Below are 9022 nucleotides of genomic sequence, written 5' to 3' on the forward strand. Positions count from 1 at the left end.
TTCGCCAAGACTGTGGCGCACTTGGGACACCAGTTCACCTTGCTCTTCTTGCGATAAACCAGTCCCTGCTCGTAGAGTTTCAAGAAGAACCACTGGTTCCAGCGATAGTATTCCGGCAAACATGTCGTGACTTCGCGCGACCAGTCATAGGCGAAGCCGAGGCGCTGCATTTGCGCTTTCATGTTGGCGATGTTGCGCAAGGTCCACTCGCGCGGGGGCGTGTTGTTCGAGATCGCGGCATTCTCTGCGGGCAAACCGAACGAATCCCAGCCCATGGGATGGAGCACGTTGTAGCCGCGCATCCACGTGTGGCGGGCCAGCGCGTCGCCGATGGCGTAGTTGCGCACGTGCCCCATGTGCAGCGCCCCCGAAGGATAGGGCAGCATCTCCAGCACGTAGTACTTCTTGCGGGGGGAGTCGGGGCCCTCGGCGCGGTACAGTTCCGGATCGCGGTCCCAGCGCGCCTGCCACTTCTGCTCGATGACCTGGGGCTGGTAGCGCTCCTCGCGCTCCTCCGCCGGGCGGGGCGCGGCCGGCGCCTGCTTCGGCGGCGCGGCGCTCATCTTCGGCTTGTTGGCGTCCGGCATGCAGATTCTCTGCTGCTAGCGGTGCCTTGATTTTACACGGCGCGCCGCGGAGCGCGCAGGGGGCTTGCTCTTCCTCCGTTTGGCCGGCTTCCCTTCCTCCACCAGTGCCTTCAGGATCTCGACGTTGCGCAGATCGTCTCCGGGCTCGTCGATGGGTGTCTCCGCGATGAAGGCGGCCTGCGCCAGCCGCGGATCGTTGAGCAGCCGCCAGAAGGGCGGGATGCCGATGGTGCCCTCCCCGATGTGCTGGTGGCGGTCGAGCTTCGATCCGCGCTCCGCCTTGGCGTCGTTGCAGTGCCAGACGGGCACGTTGACCAGCCCCACCGTGGCGTCCAGTTGGCGCAGCGTCTCTTCCATGCCCTCGCGGCTGACTAGGTCGTAGCCGGCCACGTAGGTGTGGCAGGTATCGATGCAGGCCGCCACCGGCGCCACCGGTCGCAGCACCTGCACCAGCTCCGCGATCTGCTCGAACGACCCGCCCAGCGAGAACTCCGCCCCCGCCGTGTTCTCCATCAGGATGGTGAAGCCGCCGCCCGCCAGGTCCAGCCCTTCCACCGCCTGCACGATGCCCTCGGCCACGCGCCGCAGGCCCTCCTCGCGCGTGCCTCCGCGGAACGACCCGGGATGCAGCACCAGGTACTCCGCCCCCAGGGCTAGCGCCCGCACCACCTCCCCGCGGAAAGCCTCGATCGAGCGCTGGCGAAAGGCCGCGTTCATCCCCGCCAGGTTGACCAGGTAGTTGGTGTGGATCACCAGCGGCTTCAGGTCGTGCAAGGCGCGCAGCCGCAGCATCTCCTGGCACTGGTGCTCGAACAGTTCGTAGGGCTGCCACTGCCGCGGGCTGGAGGAGAAGACCTGGAAGGCGTTGCAGCCCAGTCGCCAGGCGCGCTCCGCCGCCATCTCCACCCCTCCGGCGATGGAGGTGTGGATGCCGATGCGCCGCGCCGTCAGTTTGGGCGGATGCTCGGGCGGCGGCAGCTTCAGGATGTCCTGCTCGTCGCTCATAGCCATTCCTCGCGGCATGGCTTGGGATTCTAGCAGGCAGCCTTCCTCTCCCTCCCTGTCATCCTGAGCGAGCGCCGTCTTGCGGCTCCGCCGCAAGACGCCGCGAGTCGAAGGACCCCGCGTTCGCGTGCGCCAGCGGCAACGCTTGAGGGGGTCTTGCCGACACTGCCGGGAGAAAGCTTCCAATCGTTCTTACTGGGACATAGGCTGCAGGGGTCCCTCGGCTCCGCCGGACAGGCGGCGCCACCGCCTGTCCGGCTGCGCTCGGGATGACAAGCGCTGAGAGGGGGCCGCCCCAAGCACTTCCCCGGCACGGATTTTCCAGGAACCTTGCCTAGGGAGTAAACTCTATATTTCGCCAAGGAGCTGCACGTCATGCTGATCGTGATGTCGGCCAACGCCACCGAAGAGCAGGTGCGCGCGGTCTGCGAGAAGATCGAGTCGCTGGGCTACCGGGCGCACGCCATTCCGGGAGCGCAGCGCACCGCCATCGGCATCACCGGCAACCAGGGCGAGGTCGAGCCCGGCAGCCTGGAGGAGATGCCGGGCGTCGGCGAAGTCATCCGCGTCACCAAGCCCTACAAGCTGGTCAGCCGCGACATCAAGCAGGAGAACACCGTCATCCGCTTCCCCGGCTCCGACGCCACCATCGGCGGGCACGAGCTGGCGGTCATCGCCGGGCCCTGCGCGGTGGAGAGCCGCGAGCAGTGCTTCGCGGTGGCCGAGCGCGTGCGCCGCGCCGGCGCCCAGTTCTTCCGTGGCGGCGCCTACAAGCCCCGCACCTCGCCCTACTCCTTCCAGGGACTGGGGGAGGAAGGCCTGCGCATCCTCGCCGAGGTACGCGAGCGCTTCGACATGCGCATCGTCACCGAGGCCGTGGACCACGAGTCCATCGAGCTGGTCGAGGAGTATGCCGACGTCATCCAGATCGGCGCCCGCAACATGCAGAACTTCTCCCTGCTCAAGCGCGCCGGGCGCTCCAAGAAGCCGGTGTTGCTGAAGCGCGGCATGTCCGCGACCTTGGAAGAGTTCCTCATGGCCGCCGAGTACGTGATGAGCGAGGGCAACTACCAGGTCGCGCTGTGCGAGCGCGGCGTGCGCACCTTCGCCGACCACACCCGCAACACCCTGGACCTGAGCGTGGTGCCGGCGGTGCAGCGGCTCAGCCACCTGCCCATCCTGGTGGACCCCAGCCACGGCACCGGCAAGCGCAACAAGGTGCTGCCGCTCTCGCGCGCGGCGGTGGCGGTGGGTTGCGATGGCCTGCTGGTCGAGGTCCACAATCAGCCGGACCGGGCCCTCTCCGACGGCATGCAGTCCATCTATCCCGAGCAGTTCGAGCAGTTGATGGCGGAGGTGCGGCAGATCGCTGCGGTCGTGCAGCGCAGCGTCCCGGAGAGCGTCCGCCAGCCCGCCTGACCTTGAAGCCGCTCCTCTTTCCCCGCGCGCTCGCGGCAGGACTGCTCCTGCTGGGACTCGGGGGTTGCCGCCGCGAAGCCTTGCCCAACTACCCCCCCGCCTTCCACGAGTACGCCTACGTCAGCAACGGCAAGAGCGACAGCGTCAGCGTGATCGACGTGCTGCACTTCAAGCTGGTGACCAACATTCCCGTGGGGCGCGCTCCCACGGGAGTGGCCGTCAATCCGGCGAAGAACGAGGTGTACGCCGTCAACTCCGGTTCCGACAACGTCAGCGTGATCGACGCCGAGCGCAACCGGGTGACGGCGGTGATCGGCGTGCATCATCTGCCCTACTTCCTCTCCGTATCGCCGGACGGGCGCCGCGCCTACGTGGCCAACGCGGGCTCCGCCAACGTTTCCGTGCTCGACCTCGAGCAGCACAAGCTGCTGGTCACGCTGGGCGTGGGCGCCGCTCCCGGCCTGGCCCGGGTCTCGCCCGATGGGCGCACGGTGGTGGTTTCTAACCGCGGCGGCGACTCCGTCTCCCTCCTCGACGCGGACAAGCTGGCGGTGCGCGCCACCCTGCCCGCCTGCCGCCAGCCCGAGGACATCGCCATCCTCCCCGACTCCAGCAAGGCCTTCGTCTCCTGCTCCGGCTCCAACCAGGTGGCCGTCCTCGACCTGAAGTCGGACCGGCTGCTGGCCCTGCTCGACGTGGGCCAAACCCCCGTCGACCTCGCCCTCAAGCCCGACGGCGGCGAGCTCCTGGTCAGCAACTTCGCCGCCGACAGCATCTCCATCATCGAGACCGGGGCCAACGAGGTGGAGAGCAGCCACCTGGTGGGCGCCCAGCCGGTGCGCGGCCTGGTGAATGCCGGCAATTCCCTGCTCTACGTGAGCAACTTCGGCTCCGACTCGGTAGGCGTCTTCGGCATCGACAATCGCAAGCTGCTGGCCACGGTGCGCGTGGGCAGCCGCCCCGACGCCCTGGCGCTCACCGCCGACCAGGGCGCGCTGCTGGTCGCCGACTCCGCCTCCGGCGACGTGGCCGTGGTCTTCGTGGACGAGCGCAACTCCCTGTTCACCCTGTTCACCATGATCCCGGTGGGCCTCGCCCCCAACCAGATCGCCGTCAAGAGCTTCATGGCGACGCGCCCGCCCGCGCCCTGAGCCGTGCAGCGCCTTTTGTCGGCAAACAGAAGACCCAGCACGATGGCTGGGCCTTCTTGTGATCCGCGTTCATCCGCGGCGAAGAGATTCAGTTTCTGGCCGCACCGCTCCTGGCGCAGTAGCGATCGAAGGCCGAGGTCAGGTCGGCCGCGATGTCCTCCGCCTCGCGATTTTCGATGTCCATGCGCTGCATCATGAACACCAGTTCGCCGTCGCGCAGCAGCCCGATGGAGGGCGAGGAGGGCGGGTAGTCGGCGAAGTGCCGCCGCGCCTGCTCGGTGGCCTCGCGGTCCTGCCCGGCGAAGACGCTGACGATCCTCTCCGGTTTGACCGCGTGCTCCAGGGCGAGGCGCACTGCCGGGCGCATCCTCCCGGCGGCGCAGCCGCACACCGAGTTCACCACCACCATCACCGTGCCCTGCTTGCAGCTCAGCGCCTGCTCTACTTCCTGAGCCGTGCGCAGTTCCTGAATGCCCAGGCGGGTCAGCTCCTCGCGCATGGGAATGATCATCAACTCGGGATACATCCGTCCTCCTTGTCGAGTCTGCCCGTCATCTTAGGACAGTCCCGGCCCGCCGCCGCAGAGCGCAGCAGGGAGCAGCGGCTATCGCTCGTTGAAAGGTCGCGGGGGAACCCCGGGCGGCGCTTTCCCCGCGGCCAGGCCGCGTATATGCTGGGATGCGCGTGAAGCTCCTGGAGCAGGTCCCTCTCGCCCCGCTGACCACCCTGCAGGTGGGCGGGCCGGCGAGCTACTTCGTGGAAGCCCGTGATCTCGCCGAGGTTCGCGAGGCCGTCGCCTTCGCCCGCGACCGCGGCTTTCCGCTCTTCGTCCTGGGCGGCGGCAGCAACCTGGTGGTGGCCGACCGCGGCTTCCTCGGCCTGGTGCTCAAGATGGCCATCTCCGGCGTGGAAGAGCGCGACGAAGGCGGCAAGCACGTCTTTGAAGCCGGCGCCGGCGAAGACTGGGACGCCCTCGTCGCCCGCGCCGTCGCTCGCGGCTGCGCCGGCATCGAGTGCTTGAGCGGCATTCCCGGAACCGTGGGCGGCACACCCATCCAGAACGTCGGTGCTTACGGGCAGGAGGTCTCCGAGACCATCACCGCCGTGCAGGTGCTCGACCTCGAGGACGGCCAGGTGCGGGAACTCTGCAATCCGGCCTGCGGCTTCGGCTACCGCAGCAGCCTGTTCAACACCACCCACCGCGGCCGTTACCTCGTGCTGCGCGTGAGCTTCGCGCTCACGCGGGGAGGCCCGCCCCGCATCGAGTACGCCGACCTGAAGAAGTTCTTCGCGGCGCGCGCCCGCCGACCCACTCTGGCCGAGACCCGCGAGGCTGTGCGCCAGATCCGCCATAGCAAGGCCATGCTCATCGTTCCCGGCGACGAGGACTGCCGCAGCGCCGGCTCCTTCTTCAAGAACCTCCTGCTCGACGCCGCTGGGTTCGCCCGCTTGGCCGGCGAGACTGCCCGCCGCGGCCTCCAGTTGCCCTCCTTCCCCGGCGCCGAGGGCCGTACCAAGGTCCCCGCCGCCTGGCTGGTGGAGCAGGCGGGCTTCCCGCGCGGCTACCGCCGCGGCCCCGTGGGCATCTCCGGCAAGCACGCGCTGGCCATCGTCAACCGCGGAGGAGCCACCGCCGCCGACATCCTCGCCCTCAAGGACGCGATCCAGCGGCGGGTGGCCCAGGAATTCGGCGTCGAGTTGCAGACGGAGCCTGTTTTTGTGGGCTTCGGGCCCCAGCCCTGAGGGCTTTGGGGAAAAATCCCCCCACAGCGCAACTTGCCGGCCCGGGCATGGTTTAATAAGGGTTGGGGTATGGCCACGACTGCCCAAAGCGCACTGCAGACCCGCACCCCCACCGGCGCCCAAGCCGTGATCCGGGTGGAGGATGTCCACAAGTACTACGAGTTGGGCGAGACCCGCGTGCACGCCCTGCGCGGCGTCAGCCTGCAGGTCCAGCGCGGAGAGTTCGTGGCCATCATGGGGGCTAGCGGCAGCGGCAAGTCCACCTTCATGAACATCCTGGGCTGCCTGGACCGCCCCAGCAGCGGCCACTACTTCCTCGACGGCACCGACGTCTCGGGGCTGAGCAAGCGCGAGCTGGCCCTCATCCGCAACCACCGCATCGGCTTCGTCTTCCAGGGTTTCAACCTGCTGGCCCGCACCACCGCCCTGGAGAACGTGGAGCTGCCCACCCTGTACGGGAACCGCGTCGAGAAGCCCGAGCGCGAGCAGCGCGCCCGCCGCGCCCTGGAGATGGTGGGCTTGGGCGACCGCGTGAGCCACTTCACCTCCCAGCTCTCGGGCGGCCAGCAACAGCGCGTGGCCATCGCCCGCGCTCTCGTCAACCAGCCCAGCCTGCTGCTGGCCGACGAGCCCACCGGCAACCTGGACAGCCGCACCGCGGTCGAGATCATGGACATCCTGCAACAGCTCAACGACCAGGGGCTCACCATCGTGCTGGTCACGCACGAACACGACATCTCAGAATTCGCCAAGCGCAGCGTCATCTTCCGCGACGGCAAGATCCGCAAGGACGAAGCCAATCGCGCGCGCCCGCGCGCCAGCGAAGCCCTGAAGACCATGCCCAGCGTGGAGGATTAGGCGGAGGACGTCATGGATCTCATGTCCATTCTGCGGATCGCGATGCGGGCCCTGGCGCGCAACAAGATGCGCTCCGTGCTCACCATGCTGGGCATCATCATCGGCGTGGGCGCGGTCATCGCCATGGTGGGAGTCGGCCAGGGCGCCAAGGAGCGCGCCCAGCAGCAGATCGCCGCCATGGGCTCCAACCTGCTGTTCGTGGGCAGCGGCACCGTCAACCGCGGCGGCATGCGTATGGGATGGGGCGCCACCAAGACCCTGGTGGTGGACGACATGAAGGCCATTCTGCGCGAGTGTCCGGCGGTGGCCGCGGCTGCCCCCGGCGACGGCACCTCCGCCCAAGTCGTCTTCGGCAACGACAACTGGTACACCCGTATCACCGGCACCACCCCCGAGTGGTTCGAGGTGCGCGACTGGCCGGTGGCTTCCGGCTCCACCTTCACCCAATCGGACGTCGACACCGCCGCCAACGTGGCCGTCATCGGCGAAACCGTGCGCAAGAACCTGTTCGGCGCCACCGACCCCGTCGGCCAGACCATCCGCATCAAGGACCTGCCCTTCCGCGTGATCGGGGTGCTCATCCCCAAGGGCGCCAGCGCCGCCATGGGCCAGGACCAGGACGACACCATCGTCATTCCTCTCACCACCCTGCAGAAGAAGATGAACGGCAATACCTGGCTGCAGTGGATCATGGTTTCGGCCACCTCGCGCGAGACCAGCTACGCCGCCCAGGACCAGATCACCGCCCTGCTGCGGGACCGCCACCGCATCCGCCCCGGCGCCGACGACGACTTCTTCGTCCGCAACCTGGCCGACATGGCCGCCCTCGCCGATCAGCAGAACACCATCTTCACCTGGCTGCTGGCCTCCATCGCCAGCGTCTCCCTGCTGGTGGGCGGGATCGGCATCATGAACATCATGCTGGTGTCGGTGACCGAACGCACCCGCGAGATCGGCATCCGCATCGCCGTGGGCGCCACCGAACAGGACGTGCAGAACCAGTTCCTGGTGGAGGCGGTGGTGCTCAGCATGATCGGGGGAGCCATCGGCATCCTGGTGGGACTGGGCACGTCGCTGCTCATCACCAACGTGCTGCGATGGCCGGTGAAGATCTCGGCCCTGGCCATCGTGGTCGCGGTGATCTTCTCCACCGCGGTGGGGATCTTCTTCGGCTTCTACCCCGCGCGCAAGGCCGCGGCCCTGGATCCCATCGAGGCGCTGCGCTACGAGTGAGGCGGCAGGCGCCGCCTACTTCTGCGTCGCGCGCCCGTAGGCCTCGCTGGCCAGGCAGATCACGAAAAACACCACGCTCAGTTCCAGCAGGTTGCGGGGCACGACCTTGATGGCCACCAGCCGCCAGCCCAGGTCGAAGTACACCAGGATCCGCGTCACCACCGCCAGCACCAGCAGGATCCACCCCAGCCGGTAGGAGTTCTGCACCATTCCCTTCATGGCTTCCTCCCCCTCGCAGAAAATGTTCCAGCCACTCCCACAGCACGGGGAGAGCTGCGGCAGTACGCTACTCTCCCTGGGGCGGTTTTTCAATTGCAGACGTGGTTCGGAACGGGCGCGGCGGCGACACCCCGCCCTCCGGCCTGTGCCCAGCGGGACGGCAGGGCGCTTACAGCGCGCTCATGTTGGACAGGAACTCGCTGTTGGCGCGGGTCTTGCTCAGCTTGTCGATGAGCAGTTCCATGGCTTCCACCGGCGAGAGCGGGTTCAGCACCCGGCGCAGCACCCAGATGCGCGCCAGGTCGTCCTTGGAGATGATCAATTCTTCCTTGCGCGTTCCCGAGCGCTGGATGTCGATGGCCGGGAAGACGCGCTTGTCGGCCAGCTTGCGGTCCAGGATGACCTCGCAGTTGCCCGTGCCCTTGAACTCCTCGAAGATCACGTCGTCCATGCGGCTGCCGGTCTCGATGAGCGCGGTGGCCACGATGGTGAGCGACCCGCCCTCCTCGATGTTGCGGGCGGCCCCGAAGAAGCGCTTGGGGCGCTGCAGCGCGTTGGAGTCCACACCGCCGGAGAGCACCTTCCCGCTGGGCGGCACGATGGTGTTGTAGGCGCGCGCCAGGCGCGTGATCGAATCCAGCAGGATGACCACGTCGCGCTTGTGCTCCACCAGGCGCTTGGCCTTCTCGATCACCATCTCCGCCACCTGCACGTGCCGCGCCGCGGGCTCGTCGAAGGTCGAGCTGATGACCTCGCCCTTCACCGAGCGCTGCATGTCGGTGACTTCCTCGGGGCGCTCGTCGATCA

The 9022-nt window shown here is 67.8% G+C and carries 10 protein-coding genes; 5 read left to right on the forward strand and 5 right to left on the reverse strand.

The genetic code is table 11. The annotated features are described in order from the left end of the window. The coding region (locus VEG08_09215) for a class I tRNA ligase family protein (protein HXZ28160.1) at positions 1-563 on the reverse strand (563 nt) is incomplete at its 3' end. A 39-nt stretch (positions 564-602) separates the two neighbouring features. Continuing rightward, positions 603-1610, reverse strand: a complete 1008-nt coding sequence (locus VEG08_09220; protein HXZ28161.1) for a deoxyribonuclease IV — start codon at positions 1608-1610, stop codon at positions 603-605. Between the two features lie 357 nt (positions 1611-1967). Between VEG08_09220 and aroF the strand changes: the two genes are divergently transcribed. Both aroF and VEG08_09230 read left to right on the forward strand, forming a co-directional pair. Further along, the gene (gene aroF, locus VEG08_09225; protein ID HXZ28162.1) at positions 1968-3011 is read left to right on the forward strand and encodes a 3-deoxy-7-phosphoheptulonate synthase; all 1044 of its coding nucleotides are present in this window, start codon (positions 1968-1970) and stop codon (positions 3009-3011) included. A gap of 80 nt (positions 3012-3091) precedes the next feature. After that, positions 3092-4162, forward strand: a complete 1071-nt coding sequence (locus VEG08_09230; GenBank protein ID HXZ28163.1) for a cytochrome D1 domain-containing protein — start codon at positions 3092-3094, stop codon at positions 4160-4162. 88 nt (positions 4163-4250) lie between these two features. On the opposite strand, the gene VEG08_09235 is transcribed toward VEG08_09230, so the two are convergent. Beyond that, positions 4251-4688 carry a BrxA/BrxB family bacilliredoxin gene (locus VEG08_09235; protein ID HXZ28164.1) on the reverse strand — a complete coding sequence of 146 codons (438 nt, stop codon included), beginning with the start codon at positions 4686-4688 and terminating at the stop codon, positions 4251-4253. Positions 4689-4846: 158 nt separating this feature from the next. Here VEG08_09235 and VEG08_09240 point away from each other — a divergent pair, with 158 nt between their 5' ends. The 3 genes from VEG08_09240 (at position 4847) to VEG08_09250 (ending at position 7996) form a co-directional block, all read left to right on the forward strand. Next, positions 4847-5905: a UDP-N-acetylmuramate dehydrogenase gene (locus VEG08_09240; protein ID HXZ28165.1), complete on the forward strand. Its 1059-nt coding sequence runs from the start codon at positions 4847-4849 to the stop codon at positions 5903-5905. 69 nt (positions 5906-5974) lie between these two features. After that, entirely contained in the window at positions 5975-6763 is a 789-nt protein-coding gene (locus VEG08_09245) for an ABC transporter ATP-binding protein (GenBank protein ID HXZ28166.1), read from the forward strand. A gap of 21 nt (positions 6764-6784) precedes the next feature. Further along, positions 6785-7996 carry an ABC transporter permease gene (locus VEG08_09250; GenBank protein HXZ28167.1) on the forward strand — a complete coding sequence of 404 codons (1212 nt, stop codon included), beginning with the start codon at positions 6785-6787 and terminating at the stop codon, positions 7994-7996. Between the two features lie 15 nt (positions 7997-8011). On the opposite strand, the gene VEG08_09255 is transcribed toward VEG08_09250, so the two are convergent. Further along, a complete protein-coding gene (locus VEG08_09255; GenBank protein HXZ28168.1) occupies positions 8012-8215 on the reverse strand; it encodes a hypothetical protein in 204 nt (67 codons plus the stop codon). 169 nt (positions 8216-8384) lie between these two features. Next, the coding region (gene rho / locus VEG08_09260) for a transcription termination factor Rho (protein HXZ28169.1) at positions 8385-9022 on the reverse strand (638 nt) is incomplete at its 5' end.

This window comes from Terriglobales bacterium, assembly GCA_035624475.1.
Lineage (GTDB): Bacteria > Acidobacteriota > Terriglobia > Terriglobales > Acidobacteriaceae > DASPRL01.